Genomic DNA, 17523 nt, shown 5'->3' with positions numbered 1-17523 from the left:
CCTGCTCCCTGTGATCTGGCCCACTTGTCATCGTATGACCGGAAGTACCCTCCGGCACCAGGGCGTACCCGGCCGTTGTGGTCGTGGTTCCGGGCAGCGGACAGCCCCCGGGCTTGTGGCCCGGGGGCTGTCCGCTGCCCGCTCCCCTACTTCTGCGGGGACGGGGATGCCGTAGTGGCGTCCGAGGGTTCGGCGGGCAGGGGCTCGAAGGCCAGGGCGTCCCAGGCGATCGAGTCGTCGCCGGTGCCGTCGGCCGTGTCCGAGCTCAGGGAGACGGTCGGGGTGCCGTGGAACTCGTACGAGTCCAGGGAGACCCAGGTGTTCTTGCCGCCGGTGTCCTGGGAGATCGTCTTCTCGACGACGGTTCCGTCACCCAGATCGATGCGGTACGTCGCCTGGCCGGTGTTGGCCTCGTGGTCGGGCAGGTGGACCAGGACCCGCGCCCAGCCGTCGATCGACCGGTCGGGCGTCCAGGTGCCGGTGACGACCGAGTCGGTGTAGGTCGGCACGCGGGTGTGGGTGAACCAGAAGTGACCGCCGAAGCCCGAACCGAGCTGATGGAAGTCGATCTTCGACGGGTAGACGGTCGCGCCGTTCTGCTGGGCGGAGCCGAAGGTGAACGACAGGGTGCCCCGGCTGGTCCAGTTCTTCTCGCCGGCGCAGGGGTTGGTACTGCCCACCCGGAACTTCACCGTGTTCGGCACGTCGTCCACGATCAGCGCGTTCGCGGGGAGGGTGGAGGCGCAGGACGCCGGGCGGGATGACGTGGTCTTCGGCTCGGGGTCGGTCGCCTTGTACGCGAGCACCTCGGTGCCGCACGTGGCGGTGCAGTCCGTCCACGTCGACGCCTCGTGCCACCAGCACTTGAAGTCGTCCCGCTGGCAGGGGCCTTCGGGCTGGCTGGATCCCTCGACCTTGCGGGGCTTGGAGGTGTCGCACTCGTTGACGGCCGGATCGCAGAAGGCGTCGTGCGGCGGCTGGGCGTCCGGCGCCTTGCCGGTCGGCCAGGTGCCGACGGTGAAGGCCGGGCCACTCGTGCCGGTCGTCGGGTCGGTCTTCTGCTGGGAGTACGCGGCCCAGCCCAGGACCCGCTCCGGGTAGGTCCACAGATTGGGGGTGCGGGCGTCGTCGTAGCCGGAGGACAGGAACATCTTCCGGTCCGGCGGGTAGAGGCCGTTGGCCGGGTTGTTGAACCAGCCGAGGCCCCAGGGGGCGGCCGCGTCAGACGCGTCGGGCTGGTTGAAGCCGCTGTTGTACGCCCACAGCGCGAACCACCAGTTCTCCAGGTACCGGGGGTCGCCGCCGTTGGCGAGAATGCCCTGCTTGTACAGCTGGTTCCACTTGTCCTGGAGGATCTGCACACTGGCGGCGATGTTGGCCGCGTAGTCGACGGTGATCGCCTTCTGCTGCTCGGCGGTGAAGGTGGTGTCCGAGCGGGCCATGCCGCTGGTCACCTGGCCGATGCCGTAACCGCAGTCGGCGGCCGACCAGTCGACGGTGTGGACGCTGCCGCCGTTGCCGTAGTAGCCGCCCTGGATGAAGTTGCCGCTCTCGCCCGCGGTCGCCCGGGAGGTGGCCTGCACGAGGTTGGACTCCTGGGTGAGCACGCCGAGCATGATCTGCGCGGGCACCCGGCCGCCGCCTTCGAGCGCGACCGGCGGGAACATCCCCTGCGGGGTGTACGACGAGAGGTCGGTGCCGTTCCAGCCGGACCGGCGGCGGACGTCGAGCTTGCCCTGGACGGCGAGGTCGGTCGCCCACTCGACCATGGCGGGGGACGGCTGGAGCGCCTGGAGCTCCGGGTCGTTGCGGGTGACGGCGCAGGCGCGGTCGGGGTCGGTGGTGGTGTGCTCGGGACTGTCGTCGTCGGCGCTGTCCAGCCGCATGGCGGCCGACGGGCTCTCGACGCTGTTCGTGTGCAGGCCGGCCGACGGGTCCGCGACGCTGTTCGTGGTGATGCCGGTCGACTCGTCGTCCGCGCTCCGGCCCAGGGCCGGGGACTGCTCGGCGCCCTGGCTCCGCCGCGGTGCCTCGGGCTTCACCCGGAAGTCGAAGGCCGCGCCGGTTTCGGGTGCAAGGGCGTTGATGCCGACGGGCTGGGCGGCGCCGTCGGCCGCGACCACGGTGACGGTGTCGCCGCCGGCCGCCTCGCCGCCGTTGCTGACGCGGGTCAGGGCGAGATCACCGGTGGTGGAGACCTCGGACGCGGCCGGGACGTCGAGGACCCGCCAGTCCTGCGGCCAGTTCTTCGGCAGCACGGAGCCCGGGGTGTCCTCCTGTGCGCCCTTCCCGGTCACGAAGACGTGGCCGCCGGTGCCGTGCACCGCCAGGGCCCCGAGTGCGCCGGAGCCGAGCAGCCGGTCCGAGCCGGCGTCCGTGACCCGGCGGACCTCCACCTTCTTCCCGGCGGCCGGGACCTGGTAGGCGAGGCCGCTGTGCGCGTCCGGCACCAGCCGGAACGGCGTCCCCTCTGTACGGGCCAGGGTGTGGACGTCGCCCTGCCGGTCCACCGACACGACCGAGTCGCCGGTGGCCGCCGCGATGCCGGTCCCGAAGGGCACGGCCGAGGTGAGCTGACCGGGCACGGTCTGCTCACGCGTCACGCTCGCCCGCCGCGCGTCGACGGTCAGCAGTTGCGTGCCCTCGCCCTGCGGCCGGGACAGTACGGCCTGTTCGCCGTCGCCGCAGCCGGGGTTGAAGTAGGCGAGGGAGACCAGCTGCGGCAGCTTGGTCACCGTGCCGTCCACCAGGTCGACCACGGCCGCGAACGCGCCCTGCTGGAACCCCAGTTGGTCGTTGATCACCTGCCGGGGCGCGTAGACCACCACGGCACGGTCGCCCGACGCCGTCACACAGCTCTGCCCGATCCACTGGTCGGTGTCGATGCCCGGCTCGGACAGGGTGGCCGCGGTGCGCCACTTGTAGGCCTTGGCGGCATCGGCGACCAGTACGTGCAGTCCGGTGCCGTCTCCGTCGTAGGTGACGATGCGGTCCTCGGACTGCCGCCACCCCGACGGCAGTTGGGAGGTGTCGGTCACCCGGTCCGGCAGCGGCGTGGCGCCGGGCGGGGACGAGCCGGTCAGGGCCGCCGACGCCAGCGGTGCGACGAGCGCCATCGCCAGTACGGCCGTCCCGCCGGCCGCGAGTATCCGACCGCGTCGGCTCTTCGGCACCCGCCAGCGGTGCCTTCCTCCGGGGTTTTCACGAGAAGCGCGCAAGGCATTCCGTCCGGGTTCATTTATCAAGGTCTGGTACCGGCTTTTGATGGTTCCCCCTGGCCGGTGAGCGGAAGTTATCAGTCCGCTATGACTGCAGTTGGCGCCCGAGGAGCGCTACCGGGGGGTATCCACGAAATATCCACGAGAGAGTGAGAGCAATTCATCTCTCGCTCCACAGCGTCGAGTTGCTGTCACATTTCGTGAACTCCCGCCTCGGCCACAGGGCTGATCCGCAGGGCGGCGACCGCGGGTTACGCTGCGCTCCAATTCACCTGTGCGAACCGAAGGATCAGCACGTGTCGTCGAAGAACAGTCGCCTCAGAATTGCTTTCCTGGCTGTCGTCGTGGGCCTGGCCGGCCTCGCCACGGCGGGACCCGCTGCGGCGGCCACCACGCAGCACACCGCCGCGGCGGTGTCGTCCGTACCCGCCGAGCCCGTACTTGTCGACTTCCTTGACCTGCCCACGGCCCCCCTCGTGGCCGACGGCGAGCAGCACGAGTTCACGGTCACCTACCGCAACGAATCGTCGGCGGACCAGACCGTGGCCCCGCAGCTCCTGGTGGAGTCGCCGGACGCGGGACCGTTCCTCGAGCCCTCGGACATCACCGTCGAGCGGCGCACCCCGGGCGGCTGCTGGAAGGCCGTCGAGCTCGGAAGCCAGACCGGCACGCTGTACACGGACCTCGCGACCGCACAGCGCACGCTGCCTGCGGGCGACACCCTCACCGCCGTCTACCGCGTCACGGTCACCGACCCGGAGGCCGAGGGCACGGTGCACCCGAGGGTGGCCCTGTACGGCTGAGCCCGCCGCCTGACGTCCGATCACTGTGCACAGCAAGAAGGCCCGGGTCTCGGACCCGGGCCTTCTTGGGGTGTTCAGGGCGTGCTTGGGGCGTGCTTGGGGCGTCACGCCGCCGACAGGACCATCGGCCGCGCCGGCCGCAGGGTCTTCGTCCGCACCGGCGCGGGCACCTGCACCGGCGCCTGCACCGAGACCGGCACCGTCTCGGTGCTCCGGTTGCCGCCGGTGGCGAAGACGAACAGGCGCAGGACCACGAAGCGGCCGATGCCGGCGAGGCCGGAGGCGCCGAGGTAGACGATCTGCTCGGTGAGCATCCCGGGCGACGACTGCACCAGGTGCAGAATGAATATCGCGGCGCAGGTCACCGCGTAGGCGGCGGTGGCCGAACCGGCGGACTGCCAGTGCTGACGCCATCCGGCGCGCCGCCCCGACCCGAAGGTGAAGCGGGCGTGCAGCTCCGTGCACAGGAGCGTGGAGGCGACGGTGATCAGCGCGTTCGCCACCGCCCAGGGCATCGACGCGGCCAGCATCGGTACGGCGAGGCCGGAGAGGAGGCCGACGCCGCCGCCGAACACCACGAACCGGGCGAAGGAGGCGAGCGGGCCGGGTGCGGCCTGGGTGCGGGGCGCGTTGTCCATGGCGGTCTCCATCCGGCCGTACGCTGCGCCTCTTGGCCGCGTATGTTTGCTTGACTTACTCAATCATAATTGGATTGCTTGAGTTACGCAAGTACATCTGGAGTCGAGCCCCGTCCGATCCAGCGGCTGGTACCGCACACGCCGGACGGCCGCCTCCCACGGGGGAGACGGCCGTCCTGGAACTTGCGGGTGCGGTTACGCCTTGGCCGCGACGACCTCCTTGTTCTCGGCCGGACCGTCCACGGCGGGCTGCGTGACGCGGTGCTTCGGGATGAAGGAGGCGAAGAGGAAGGCGAGCAGGGCGGCTCCGGCGCCGATCGCCATGACGACCTTGAAGCCGTTCTCCGAGGGCAGCGCGAAACCGCCGAAGTCGGTGGTCATCTGGGCGAGGATGACGCCGGCGAGGGCGCTGGCGAAGCTGGTGCCCAGCGAGCGCATCAAGGTGTTGAGGCTGTTGGCCGCGGCCGTCTCGGAGGCCGGGACGGCACCCATGATGAGGGCGGGCATGGCCCCGTACGTGAAGCCGATGCCGGCGCCGATGATGCAGGAGACCAGGACGAGGTGCCAGACCTCGGACATGAGCACGATGTTGAGGGCGTAGCCGGAGGCCACGATCAGCGCGCCGATCATCAGGGTGAGCTTGGGGCCCTTGGCCTTGGTGATGGCCGCGGAGACGGCGGACATGGTCATCATCACCAGGCCCTGCGGGGCCAGGACCAGGCCGACGGCCAGCATGGACCTGCCGAGGCCGTAGCCGGTGGCCTCGGGCAGCTGGAGCAGCTGCGGCAGCACCAGGGACATCGCGAACATCGAGAAGCCGAGCGCGACCGAGGCGAGGTTGGTGAAGAGCACCTGCGGGCGGGCGGTGGTGCGCAGGTCGACCAGCGGCTGCCTCGCCTTCAGCTCCCACCGGCCCCAGGCCAGCAGGATGACGACCGAACCGATGCCGAGGCCCAGGGTGGTGGCGCTGGTCCAGCCCCAGTCGCCGCCCTTGGAGACGGCCAGCAGCAGGGAGACCAGTCCGGCGGACAGGCCGATCGAGCCGACGAGGTCGAAGCGGCCGCCGGTGCGGACCTTCGACTCCGGTACGACCATCAGCACCAGCAGGAAGGCCAGGGCGCCGAGTGCGGCGGAGACCCAGAACAGGAGGTGCCAGTCCCACTTGTCGGCGATGAACGCGGCGGCGGGCAGACCGAGGGCGCCGCCGACGCCGAGGGAGGCGCTCATCAGGGCGGTGGAGCCGGCCAGGCGGTCGGCGGGCAGCGCGTCCCGCATGATGCTGATGCCGAGCGGGACGACGGCGGCGGCCAGGCCCTGCAGACCCCGGCCGATGATCATCGGGACGAGGGAGTCGGCCAGCGCGCAGACCACCGAGCCGGACACCAGCAGCACGATGCTGACCAGCAGCATCCGGCGCTTGCCGAACATGTCGCCGAGGCGGCCGACCACGGGGGTGGCCACGGACGCGGCCAGCAGGGTCGCGGTCACCGCCCAGGCGGTGTTGGACGCCGAGGCGTCCAGGAGCTTCGGCAGCTCGGGGACGATCGGGATGACCAGGGTCTGCATCAGCGAGACGACGATGCCGGCCAGGGCCAGCACCGCGACGACGGCGTTCGCTCTCGGCGGGGCGGATGCCCCCGTCGCGGCGGGTCGGGCAAGGGCGTCGGACATGGCAGAGGCCTCCATCGGGATCCATCGGGACGAGGTCGGTGTCAAGGGGTGCTTGGACTGCGCAAGCAGTGCGAGGTGCGAGGTGCGGAGTGCAGGGGCGCGGGGGTACGGGGGTGCGGCGATCTGGGCGTGCGGGTGGGGGCGTACGCCCGGACGCGGTGTCGTGGGTGGGGGTGTCACCGGACCCGGTGCCGGTTGGGGGGAGTGTTCCGGCGACCGGGCCCGGTGACCGCGCCGTCCCCGTCCCCACGGGGCGGCGCGGCGGGGCCGTCTCCGCTCGGGGCGGCCCCGGTCATGGGCGCCCTGGCCGGGAGGGCCGAGGGCGGCAGGTCTGTCGAGTCGGGCGTTGGTCGGGCGTTCGTCGGGCCGGTGTCGTACGCCCGTCAGGTGGTGCGGTGTCCCCAGCCGAGCCAGGCGGCGGCGAGGGCGGTCACCCCGGCCGCGGTTGCGGCGAGGAAGAGGCAGGTCAGGGCGGAGTTCACGGTCGCAGGCCGCCCTTCGTCAGGTCGGTCGACAGGGGATGGGCCAGCGCCTGCCAGAGAGGCATGACGAGTCCGGCGGTGCCCGGCGACCGGGTCGGGCCGGAGGTGGCGGCTGCCGGTCGGCCGATTCGGTCTGTTCCGGCCGCCGCGGTGGTGGTGTGCGGCATGGGGATGCTCCTGCGCGAGGAAGGGGATGCGACCGGCTTCTCGGCCGGTCACTTCGTTGCTTGACTTAGGCAAACACAATCGAGTTACTTAAGTCAAGCAACCTTCTCGGATTGAGGCGTCCGGGCACGAAAAAACCCGGTCACGGAGTCTCGGGGACTCCGTGACCGGGTGCCGACGCGAGGACCTCAGGCGGGGACGCTCGCGTCTTGTGGCTCTTGTGGCTTCCGATCCGTCTCGGCGAGGCGGGCCGAGCGGGTCAGGGGGCCGAAGACGGCCAGGGCGATCGCGCCGATCATCCAGGTGCCGGCGATGAAGTAGAAGACGCTGCGGTAGCCGTGGCCGTTGTAGAGCGCCGCGACGATCAGGGGACCGGCGGCGTTCGACAGCCGGCCGAGGCCGTAGGAGACGCTCGTGCCCAGGGAGCGGCTGCGGGTGTCGAAGAGCTCGGGGGAGTAGGCGTAGGCGAGGGCCGTGTAGCCGCGCTCGAAGAGGTTGACCAGGAAGCCGAACACGATGATGAAGACGGGGTCGAAGGTGAGCCCGTAGAACAGGCCGCACACCGCGATCACCGCACCGAAGGCGACCAGGCACCACTTGCGCTCGAAGCGGTCGGTGACCAGGGACGCGAGATAGCAGCCGAGGGGTGCTCCGACCGTGGTCAGGGCCACGTAGAAGACGGACTTCTCGACGCTGAAGCCCTCCTTGGCCAGCAGGGTCGGCGCCCAGCTCGAGTAGCCGAAGAAGCCGATGGTCTGGGTCATCCACAGCACCGTGAGCAGCAGTGTCGGGTACAGGTACTTCTTCTGCAGGAGCAGGCGCAGCGGGGCCTTGGTCGACGGAGTTTCGGCGACGGGGGGCGCGGGCTCGGGCAACGGGCCCTTCTCCGCGGCGACGCTCGCCTCAATCTCGCGCAGGACCGCGTCCGCCTTGGCATGCTCTCCCCGGCTCTCGAGCCAGCGGGGGGATTCCTTGAGGTGCCGGGTGAACAGGACGAGCAGGACGCCCAGGGAACCCCACAGGTAGACCAGCCGCCACGACCAGTCGCTCAGCGGCACGACCGCGCTGGCGATGAGGTTGGTGACGGGCGTGCCGCAGATGCCGATGACGATGGCGTACGCCTGGTACTTGCCGCGGATCGCCGACGGGTACATCTCGTTGATGTAGACGACGCCCACGACGGTCATCGCCGACAGGCCCGCCGAGGTCAGGACGCGGAAGACGCCCAGGGACACGAGGTCCCAGGAGAACACCGCCGCGAACGAGGAGAGGCCGAAGAAGAGGGTCGTCCACAGCAGGGCCCGTTTGCGGCCCCACCGGTCGGAGATGCCCCCGGCGACGATCGCGCCGATGAACATGCCGACGAACGACAGGGAGGTGACGTAGGCGACCTGGTCGACCGTGATGCCCCACAGGTCGATCAGTTTCGGTGCGGTGGTGGCGAAGCTGTTGATGTCCGCGAACTCGAAGAAGTACGCGAAGGCGACGGCGAGCATCGTGGTCTTGTGGAACCGGGAGACCGGAAGCCGGTCCAGCCGGTTGAGCGCGTTGGCGGTCTGCATGAGCGGCCCTTGTCGAAGTCGGGAAGGGGGGAGAGGAGAGGAGGGGAGGGGAGAGGAGAGGGGGGAGGGGACGGGAGTCGGGCGTGTGTCAGGCGGCCTCGCCGGGCCAGTACAGGCTCATGGGGTTGGCGACGAGCAGCTTGTGCTGCTGCTCGGCGGTGACCGCGACCTGGGGGACGTGGTCGACGAGGAGCCCGTCGTCGGGCATGTGGTCGGTGAGGTTGGGGTGCGGCCAGTCGGTGCCCCACAGCACCCGGTCGGGGAACTCCTCGACGACGCGGCGGCCGAAGGGGACGACGTCGGTGTAGGCGTGCTGTTCGCCGTCGAGGGCGGCGGGGCCGGTCGCGCTGAGGCGTTCGGGGCAGGTCACCTTCACCCAGACGTCGCCCGCCTCGACGAAGCGCAGGAACCGGGTGAACTCCGGCCCGTCCACCGGCCGGGTCACGTCCGGCCGGCCCATGTGGTCCACGACCAGCGGAGTGGGCAACGAGCCGAAGAAGCCCTCCAGTTCGGGCAGGTCGGCACTCTCGAAGTACAGGACGATGTGCCAGCCCAGCGGGGCGACCTTCTTCGCGATCGTGCTCAGGTTCTCCGCGGGGGAGGCGTCGACCAGACGGCGTACGAAGTTGAAGCGCACTCCGCGGACTCCCGCCGCGTCCAGGTCGAGCAGCTCGCGCTCGCCGATGTCCGGCCGGACGGTCGCGATGCCGCGCGCCCGGCCGCCCGACGACCGGACGGCGTCGACCATGGCGGTGTTGTCCGCGCCGTGGCAGGTGGCCTGCACGACGACGTTGCGGGCGATGCCCAAGTGGTCGCGCAGCGCGAACAGTTCGTCCTTGCCGCCGTCGCAGGGCGTGTACTTCCGCTCCGGCGCGAAGGGGAACTCGGCCTGCGGGCCGAAGACGTGGCAGTGGGTGTCCACCGTGCCCGGCGGGAGCCGGAAGGCCGGTTTCGACGGGTTCCGGTACCAGTCCAGCCAGCCGGGGGTCCTGGGGGCGAGGGGGGTCTTCGGGGAGGGGGTGCTCATGTGGCTCACCGCCCCTGGCGCTTCAGCAGGGCGTCCAGGCGGGGGTACACGGCGCGGGTGTTGTGCTCCTGGATCGCCGCGAGGTCGTCCGCGGGGAGCTTGGCCGCCTCCGCGTAGCGACGGGTGTCGTCGAAGTGGTGGCCGGTGCACGGGTCGACGTCGCGGACGGCGCCGATCATCTCCGAGGCGAAGAGGATGTTCCTGGCCGGGATGACCTCGTAGAGGAGGTCCGAGCCGGGCTGGTGGTAGACGCAGGTGTCGAAGAAGACGTTGCCGAGGACGTGTTCCTCCAGCGGGGGTTTCCCGAGCGCCATCGCGAGGCCGCGGAACCGGCCCCAGTGGTACGGCACCGCACCGCCGCCGTGAGGGATGACGAAGCGCAGGGTCGGGAAGTCGGCGAAGAGGTCGCCCTGGAGCAGCTGCATGAACGCCGTGGTGTCGGCGTTGAGGTAGTGCGCGCCGGTGGTGTGGAAGGCCGGGTTGACGCTCGTACTGACGTGGATCATCGCCGGGATGTCGTACTCGGCCATCTTTTCGTAGACGGGGTACCACGAGCGGTCGGTCAGCGGCGGGGCGGTCCAGTGGCCCCCGGAGGGGTCGGGGTTGAGGTTCAGGGCGACGGCGCCGAACTCCTCCACGCAGCGGGTGAGTTCCGGGACGCAGGTGGCGGGGTCGACGCCGGGGGACTGCGGCAGCATCGCGGCGGGCACGAAGCGCTGCGGATACAACTCGCTGACGCGGTGGCACAGTTCGTTGCAGATCGCCGCCCAGGCGGCGGAGGTGGCGAAGTCCCCGATGTGGTGCGCCATGAACGACGCGCGGGGTGAGAAGACCGTCACGTCGATGCCGCGCTCGTCCATCAGCCGCACCTGGTTCGACTCGACGGTCTCGCGCAGTTCGTCGTCGCTGATACGCAGGTCCGCGCGGGAGGGAGCGGCCGTCGGGTCGGTGAGGGAGGCGATCTGCCGGTTGCGCCATGCCTCCAGGGCCGGCGGGGCGGTCGTGTAGTGGCCGTGGCAGTCGATGATCATTGCTGTGTCCTTCTCGCTAGGCGCTCCCGCACCTTGGCTCCGCCCCGCACGGACGGACGAGAGACCCGAACACAGAACTAACCTCCCCTTAACACTCCGGCGGCCCTGTGGCCCGGGTGGTTTACATTCGGTCAGGGGGTGTGGCCGAAGGGAGGCGGGCAGGATGCAGATACTGCTGGCCGAGGACGACGACGGAGTGGCCGCGGCGCTCGTCGAGGTGCTGTACGACCATGGGCACGTCACCAGGCGGGTCCGGTACGGCAGCGAGGTGATGACCTACCACCGCAGCTCCGACCTGCTGCTTCTCGATCTGGGCCTGCCCGACATCGACGGTCTCGACGTGCTGCGCGCGCTACGGGCCGTGAGCGATCTGTCGGTCGTGGTGCTCACCGCCCGCGGCGACGAACGCTCGGTCGTCCGCGGGCTGCGGCTCGGCGCCGACGACTACCTCGTCAAGCCCGTACGCCTCGCCGAACTGCTCGCCCGCATCGAGACCGTCACCCGGCGTACGGCGGCCAAGGGCGCCCCCGCGGTGCGTACGGTCCGTGCCGGTGACGTCGAGGTCGACCTCGACGCGCGCCGGGTCAGGGTCGGCGGCGCGGAGGTCGAGCTGACCACCAAGGAGTTCGACATCCTCGCCGTGCTGGCCGGCCGGGCGGGCACCGCGGTCAGCCGTGAGCAGCTCCTCGACGAGGTGTGGGGCGACGCCCACCACGCCGTGTCCCGCTCCCTGGACGTCCACCTCACCCAGCTGCGCGGCAAGCTGCGCCGCCCCGAGCTGCTCACCACGATCCGGGGCTTCGGCTACCGCTTCGGCGACCTCGGCACCTGAGGAGCCGACGCGTGCGCACCCGGGTCCAGGCCGCGCTGCTGGTGTTCGCCGTGCTCGTGGTGGCCGCGTTCGCCGTACCGCTGCTGCTGTTCACCGCGTCCGACCGCACCCAGCAGCTGGTCCTCTCCCGCGGCGCCGACCTCGACCGCTTCGCGTCCCTCATGGACCAGGCCGCGGCGACCGGCGACACCTCCGCGCTGGCCGCCGAGGCGCGGCGCTACACACAGTTGTACGGCGAAGCCCTCGTCGTCACCGACACACGCCGCAGCCCGGTCGTCGAGACCGGCGGCATGCGGGCCGCCGACCCCGCCGTGGCCCGGCTCCTCGAAGCGGCGCTGCGCAACCAGACCGCGCACCCGACGGGCGCACTGCGTCCCTGGTCGCGCGGGCACCGGATGTTCGCCGAGCCCGCGGGCACCGGGACCCGGGTCTCCGGGGCCGTCGTGCTGCGGGCCTCGGTGGCGACCGCGGCGGAGGACATCACCCGGCTGTGGGCCGCCGTCATCGCCGGAACGGCCCTGGTCGCCGTCGCCTGCACGGTCCTCGCCCGGGCCGCGACCGGCTGGGTGGTCAGCCCGCTGCGGCGCCTCGACCGGGCGGTCGGCCAGCTCGCCGCCGGGCTCCCGCCCGAGCAGACCCGGGCCGGCGGCCCACCGGAACTGCGTCAGCTCGCGACCGGCTTCAACCGCATGGCGCGTACCGTCACCGCGGCCCTGGAGCAGCAGCGCCGGCTCGTCGCCGACACCTCCCACCAGATGCGCAACCCCATGGCTGCGCTCCGGCTGCGCGTCGACGCCCTGCAGACTCATCTCCGCCCCTCCGGGGACCGCACCTACACCGGCGTCACCACCGAACTCGACCGTCTGGAGACCCTCCTCGACGACCTGCTCGCCCTCGCCGCCGCGGAACACCGGGCCGGGGAACTGACGGTGACCGACGGATCGGACGCCCACTGCGACGCGGCGGCGGTCGCGGCCGCCCAGTACCGGCTGTGGGAGCCGGTCGCCCGCCGCGCCGGGGCCCGCCTCCGTCTTGAGGAGGGTCCGGCCTCGGTTCCGGCCGCGTGCACGGACCGCGAACTCGCCCAGATCACGGACATCCTCCTGGACAACGCCATCAAGTACGCGGGTCCGGGTGCCGAGATCTCGCTCCGCTGTACGCGGGAGGGTTCGCTCGCGGTCGTGACGGTGACGGACGACGGGCCCGGCCTGGACGCGGACGAACTCGCCCTGGCCACCACGAGGTTCTGGCGTTCGGGCCGACAGGACGGGACCTCGGGCACGGGGCTGGGACTGGCCATCGCCGAGCAGTTGCTGGCGGGGCGGGGCGGGCGGCTGGAGCTGGGGGCGGGGCGGCCCCGGGGGTTGCGGGCGAGGGCGGTTGTGCCGTGGGGGCGGGGCGGTGGGGGTATCGGCGACGGTGGTGGCGATGGCCGGGGCGACGCTGCCGGTGTCGACGGGGGTGTGCGGTGAATCGCCGGGCCGAGGTGCGTCGGGCGGCGGGGCGGGGTGGTCGGGCTGTGGCCGGTTGCGGTGCCGTGGGGGGTGCCATGGAGGCCGCCATGGAGGGCGCCATGGATGGAGCCCCCCGTTCCGGTGAGAACCCTGCTGGGTGGAGCCCTCCGGGTGGTGCGTCATGATGCGCGCCGTCGATCGTCGTACCGCTCTGCGCGCCGCCCTCGGTTCGGCGGGCGTCGCCGTGCTCGGAGGGGCGCTCACGGGTGATGCCTCCGGGCAGCGGCCCGGGCCGGCGGGTGTGCTGCGGTTCGCGACCGGTGAGCCCACGGCGTTCTACGCGGCCTTCGGGCGACTCCTCACCGCCGAGCTCGAGGCGGAGTATCCGCGGCTGAGCTGTCGGGTACGGACCACCGCGGGCAGCGTCACCAACATCGAGCTGCTGCGCGACCGCCGCGCCGACCTCGCCCTCGTCCTCACCGACACCGCCCGGGCCGCCCAGGGCACCGGCCTCTTCCCGCGCCCGGTGCCGCTGCGCGCGATCGGCAGGGTGTACGAGACCTACCTCCAGTTCGCCGTCCGCGCCGACTCGCCCGTGCGTGCCGTGTCCGACCTGGCCGGGCACGCCGTCTCGCTCGGCGCGGCCGGATCGGGGGCGGCCGTACTCGGCGAACGGATCCTGCACGCCGCGGGCCTGGCGCCCGGCACCGACGTACCCGTACGCCATCTGCCGCTGGCCGCCGCGGCCGACGCCGTGCGGGCGGGCACGGTCGACGCGCTGCTCGTGGCGGGCGGCGTACCGCTGCCCGTGCTGTCCGGCCTCGACGACCGGCCCGGCCTGCGCTTCCTGCCACTCGCCGGCCTGCTGCCCCGGCTTGGCGACCGCGACGGCCGGGCCGGGGCGGGCCTGGAGGAGGTGTCCCTGCCGCAGGGCGCGTACCGGGCGGCGGGCGGTGTCGCCACCATCGGCGTGTCCAACCTGCTGGTGTGCCGCCCCGACCTCTCCCGCACCGTGGCCGACGCGCTCACCCGCCTCCTGGTCCTGCGCGCCACCGCGCTCGTCCCCGACAACGCCGTCGGCACCCAGTTCCTCGACGCCGGCAGCCTGATCGGCACGGGCAGCATCCCCCTCCACCCCGGGGCGGCCGCGGCGTACCGCTCACTGCACGGCTGAGCGGGGTCGCCGCGCACCCTGTGCCCGCGCCGGTCCGCGACGTCGGCACATCCGGCTTGGCCACGGACAGGGGTGGGGGGTCGTTGAAGCCGGGTCGGCTCGTGCGGGGATGCCGCCCCAGCGCCGGGCCTCGATGTCGGCCACTCCGTTTGGCCTCGGACGGGGGGGCGTTGAAGCCGGGCCGGCCCGTATGGGGGCGCTGTCCCAGCGCCGGGCCTCGATGTCGGCCACCCCGTTTGGCCTCGGACGGGGAGTCGCTGAAGCCGGGCCGGCGCCCTGAACCACGAACCGGCCCCGCATCCGGGGTACGGATGCGGGGCCGGTTCGTGGTCGGCCGCTGTTGTTGCCGGTTCGGGGGCGTGGCTCAGAGGCCGAACTCCTGGGGGGAGACGCCCAGTACGGAGCAGGCCTCGCGGAGGATCTGTTCCTCGGCCGGCGCGACGTAGCCGTCCGCGCCCGCGACGACGAAGCCGGTCTGTACGACCGCCCTGGCCTCCGTCGGCTTCTTCGCGGCCTTGGCGATCTCCTGCATCGCCGTGGCCTTGCCCTGCTGGAAGTTGAGCGCCAGCTGGTCGACGTGCTTGTTGAAGCGCTGGCGCAGCTGTTCGGACGGGAAGTTCTGCAGGACGTCGTTGTTCAGGATCAGCGACTCCACGTGCTGCCGCTCGGCCGGGTCGACATGCCCGTCGGCGGCGGCGACCAGGGCGCACATGGCCATGCTGGCGTCCCGGTAGGCGCCGCTCTTCAGCTCCGTCTTGAGGGAGGTGAGCTGGGTCTTCAGGGTGCTGACCAGCTGGGCCCGCGATCCCCCGGCCGAACCCGAACCCGGGCGCCCGTGTCCGCCGCCGGCGCCGGCGCTCCGTGTCCCCTGCGCCTGCTGCTGCAGACCCTTGGCCTGGTCCTTGATCCGATCCCACATCGCCATGCGTGCCACCTCGGCTTCAGCCCACGTCGTTCCGGTCGCGCGCGTGCGTTCCGCGCGTCCTTCTGCAACGCCCGCCGGCTCCCCGAAGTTCCATGGCGGCCTGCCGGGCGCTCGGCTCAACGCCCGTCGGCGGTGGAATGGGAGCGGTTCAGGAACGCCAGCACGGCCAGCACCCTGCGGTGTCCGCTGTCGCTCGGTGGCAGTCCCAGCTTGAGGAAGACGTTGCCGATGTGCTTGCTGACCGAGCGTTCCGTGATGACGAGGGTCTCGGCGATCGTGACGTTGTCGTGGCCCTCGGCCATGAGGGCCAGCACCTCGCGTTCGCGCGGGGTCAGCGAGTCCAGCGGCGAGTCCCGGCGGCGGGTCAGCAGTTCGGTCACCACCTCGGGGTCGAGGGCCGTGCCGCCGGCCGCGACCCTCTCCAGCGCGTCGAGGAACTCGTCGACCCGTCCCACCCGGTCCTTGACCAGGTAGCCGACCCCGCTCGCGCCGCCGCCCAGCAGCTCCGCGGCGTACGACTCCTCGACGTACTGCGAGAGCACCAGCACCGGCAGTCCCGGGATCCGCTGCCGCGCCTCCAGCGCCGCCCGCAGCCCCTCGTCGCGGAAACTCGGCGGCATGCGCACGTCGAGCACGGCCGCGTCCGGGCGGTGTTCCAGGAGCGCCGGGAGGACCTCGGGTCCGGACCCGACGACGCCCACGACCTCATGCCCGGCCGAGCTGAGCAACAGGACGAGCCCCTGCCGGAGCAGGGCGTTGTCCTCGGCGATCACCACTCTCACGACGACTCCCCGCTTCTGGTCACGGCACGCACGGCGGCTCCCCTTCGATCCTTCGATGGTGTTCGCGGTGTCTCAGACCTTCGCCGCGCCGACCTCCGCGGCGTCCGTCGGGCCGTCGGCGGCCGGCGTCTCCTGGCCGGTGGTGCGTCCGCCCGGGATGAAGGAGGCGAGGGCGAAGGAGAGGAGGGCCGCACCCGCGCCGATGCCCATGACCACCTTGAAGCCGTTCTCGGACGGCAGCGCGCGGCCGCCGAAGTCGGTGGTCATCTGGGCGAGGACGACGCCGGCGAGGGCGCTGGCGAAGGAGGTACCGAGGGAGCGCATCAGGGTGTTGAGGCTGTTGGCGGCGGCCGTCCCGGAGGTGGGCACGGCGCCCATGATGAGGGCGGGCATGGCCCCGTAGGCGAAGCCGATGCCGGCGCCGATGGTGCAGGCGACCAGCGTGATGTGCCAGATCTCCGACATCAGCACGAGGCTCAGGCTGTAGCCGCCGGCGACGACGAGGGAGCCGTACATCAGGGTGGTCCTCGGGCCCTTGGCCCTGGTGAGCCGGGCCGACAGCGGACATGGTCATCATCACCAGGCCCTGCGGGGCCAGGACCAGGCCGACGGCCAGCATGGACCTGCCGAGGCCGTAGCCGGTGGCCTCGGGCAGCTGGAGCAGCTGCGGCAGCACCAGGGACATCGCGAACATCGAGAAGCCGATCGCCACCGAGGCGAGGTTGGTGAAGAGCACCTGGCGGCGGGCGGTGGTCCGCAGGTCCACCAGGGGCCGGGCGGTGCGCAGCTCGTAGAAGCCCCAGGCGGGCAGGACGAGGAGCGCGGTGGTGAGCAGGCCGAGCGTGGCGGCGTCGGTCCAGCCCCAGTCGCTGCCCTTGGAGACGGCCGGCAGCAGGGAGATCAGGCCGGCCGCCAGTCCGAAGGAGCCGATCAGGTCGAAGCGTCCGCCGGTGCGGACCGTCGACTCGGGTACGAGGAGCAGGACCAGCGCGAGGGCGACGGCACCGGGGGCGCCCGAGGTGCCGACGACGCCGTGCCTGGAGGCGGTGGAGGCGGCCCCGGCGATGCTGCCGCGCAGACCGGTCTCGGCCGCGGTGAAGACGATCGAGCCGCGTCTCTCGGCCATCATGTGCGGCAGTACGGCGCGGGGCAGCAGGAACGGTGCCGTCAGATTGACCTCGATGACGCGGTACCACTCGGCGTCGTCGGTCTCGCTCACCACCGACATCCGGTCCGTGATCGCCGCGTTGTGCGCGAGGACGTCCACGCCGCCGAAAGCGTCGACGGCGGTGTCGACGACCTGGTCCACGACCTGCTGGTCACTGAGGTCGCCGATGACCGCGAGGGCGGTGCCGCCCGCGTCCGCGACGGCCTTGACGGTCTCGTCGGCACCCGCCCGTCTCAGGTCCGCCGCCAGCACGTACGCGCCCTCGCGCGCGAACCGCACGGCCGTGGCCCGGCCGACGTCGGTCCCGGCGCCGGTGACGACGACGCAGCGCTCGCGAAGACCGGTGCTCATGCCGGTGTCCATGGGGGTGCTCCTTCTCGTCCAGCTGTTTCTGCCTCGGGCCCGGCGGCGGGAACGCCCGCGCGTACGGGGGAGTTGTCCCGGCCGCCGGGCCCGAAGGGAGCACCGGTCCCCGTCCCCACGGGAGTCGGCGCGACGGGGGCGCCTCCGCTCGAGACGCCCCCGGTCTCAGGGGGTGGTTGAAAAAAAGGGGGTGGTTGAAAGCCGTGGTTACCGCGGTCCGGTCGCTGA

The 17523-nt window shown here is 71.8% G+C and carries 13 protein-coding genes and 1 pseudogene; 4 read left to right on the top strand and 10 right to left on the bottom strand.

The window, feature by feature from the left end:
- Positions 1-146: 146 nt before the first annotated feature.
- On the bottom strand, positions 147-3173 hold the full coding sequence (locus OG252_RS24870) for a golvesin C-terminal-like domain-containing protein (protein WP_329338811.1): 3027 nt from the start codon (positions 3171-3173) through the stop codon (positions 147-149).
- Between the two features lie 341 nt (positions 3174-3514).
- On the opposite strand from OG252_RS24870, the gene OG252_RS24865 reads away from it, so the two are divergent.
- Positions 3515-4021 (top strand): hypothetical protein, encoded by a 507-nt coding sequence (locus OG252_RS24865; RefSeq protein ID WP_266436368.1) that lies wholly within the window; start codon positions 3515-3517, stop codon positions 4019-4021.
- Between the two features lie 104 nt (positions 4022-4125).
- Here the strand turns inward: OG252_RS24865 and OG252_RS24860 are convergent, their stop codons facing one another.
- The 6 genes from OG252_RS24860 to OG252_RS24835 form a co-directional block, all read right to left on the bottom strand.
- Positions 4126-4659: a GtrA family protein gene (locus tag OG252_RS24860; RefSeq protein WP_329338808.1), complete on the bottom strand. Its 534-nt coding sequence runs from the start codon at positions 4657-4659 to the stop codon at positions 4126-4128.
- A 195-nt stretch (positions 4660-4854) separates the two neighbouring features.
- Positions 4855-6330 carry an MFS transporter gene (locus tag OG252_RS24855; RefSeq protein ID WP_329338806.1) on the bottom strand — a complete coding sequence of 492 codons (1476 nt, stop codon included), beginning with the start codon at positions 6328-6330 and terminating at the stop codon, positions 4855-4857.
- 478 nt (positions 6331-6808) lie between these two features.
- The gene (locus OG252_RS24850) at positions 6809-6979 is read right to left on the bottom strand and encodes a hypothetical protein (protein ID WP_266436362.1); all 171 of its coding nucleotides are present in this window, start codon (positions 6977-6979) and stop codon (positions 6809-6811) included.
- A gap of 186 nt (positions 6980-7165) precedes the next feature.
- A complete protein-coding gene (locus OG252_RS24845; protein WP_266436360.1) occupies positions 7166-8539 on the bottom strand; it encodes an MFS transporter in 1374 nt (457 codons plus the stop codon).
- 88 nt (positions 8540-8627) lie between these two features.
- The gene (locus tag OG252_RS24840) at positions 8628-9566 is read right to left on the bottom strand and encodes an amidohydrolase family protein (protein WP_329338803.1); all 939 of its coding nucleotides are present in this window, start codon (positions 9564-9566) and stop codon (positions 8628-8630) included.
- 5 nt (positions 9567-9571) lie between these two features.
- The gene (locus OG252_RS24835; RefSeq protein WP_329338801.1) at positions 9572-10597 is read right to left on the bottom strand and encodes an amidohydrolase family protein; all 1026 of its coding nucleotides are present in this window, start codon (positions 10595-10597) and stop codon (positions 9572-9574) included.
- A gap of 163 nt (positions 10598-10760) precedes the next feature.
- On the opposite strand from OG252_RS24835, the gene OG252_RS24830 reads away from it, so the two are divergent.
- The 3 genes from OG252_RS24830 (at position 10761) to OG252_RS24820 (ending at position 14057) form a co-directional block, all read left to right on the top strand.
- Positions 10761-11429 carry a response regulator transcription factor gene (locus OG252_RS24830; RefSeq protein WP_329338799.1) on the top strand — a complete coding sequence of 223 codons (669 nt, stop codon included), beginning with the start codon at positions 10761-10763 and terminating at the stop codon, positions 11427-11429.
- An 11-nt stretch (positions 11430-11440) separates the two neighbouring features.
- On the top strand, positions 11441-12901 hold the full coding sequence (locus OG252_RS24825; protein WP_329338797.1) for a sensor histidine kinase: 1461 nt from the start codon (positions 11441-11443) through the stop codon (positions 12899-12901).
- Positions 12902-13064: 163 nt separating this feature from the next.
- Complete coding sequence (locus OG252_RS24820) at positions 13065-14057, top strand: TAXI family TRAP transporter solute-binding subunit (protein ID WP_266436350.1); 993 nt, start codon at positions 13065-13067, stop codon at positions 14055-14057.
- A 364-nt stretch (positions 14058-14421) separates the two neighbouring features.
- Here OG252_RS24820 and OG252_RS24815 read toward each other — a convergent pair whose 3' ends face one another.
- From OG252_RS24815 to OG252_RS24805, 3 genes and pseudogenes are all read right to left on the bottom strand, one after another.
- The gene (locus tag OG252_RS24815) at positions 14422-14982 is read right to left on the bottom strand and encodes a tellurite resistance TerB family protein (RefSeq protein ID WP_329338794.1); all 561 of its coding nucleotides are present in this window, start codon (positions 14980-14982) and stop codon (positions 14422-14424) included.
- A 116-nt stretch (positions 14983-15098) separates the two neighbouring features.
- Positions 15099-15764, bottom strand: a complete 666-nt coding sequence (locus OG252_RS24810; RefSeq protein ID WP_266436346.1) for a response regulator — start codon at positions 15762-15764, stop codon at positions 15099-15101.
- Positions 15765-15836: 72 nt separating this feature from the next.
- Positions 15837-17283, bottom strand: a pseudogene (locus OG252_RS24805) (SDR family NAD(P)-dependent oxidoreductase).
- Positions 17284-17523 lie beyond the last annotated feature (240 nt).

Source organism: Streptomyces sp. NBC_01352 (genome assembly GCF_036237295.1).
In the GTDB taxonomy this organism is placed as follows: domain Bacteria; phylum Actinomycetota; class Actinomycetes; order Streptomycetales; family Streptomycetaceae; genus Streptomyces; species Streptomyces plumbiresistens.
This window is presented reverse-complemented; position numbering and strand designations above follow the sequence as displayed.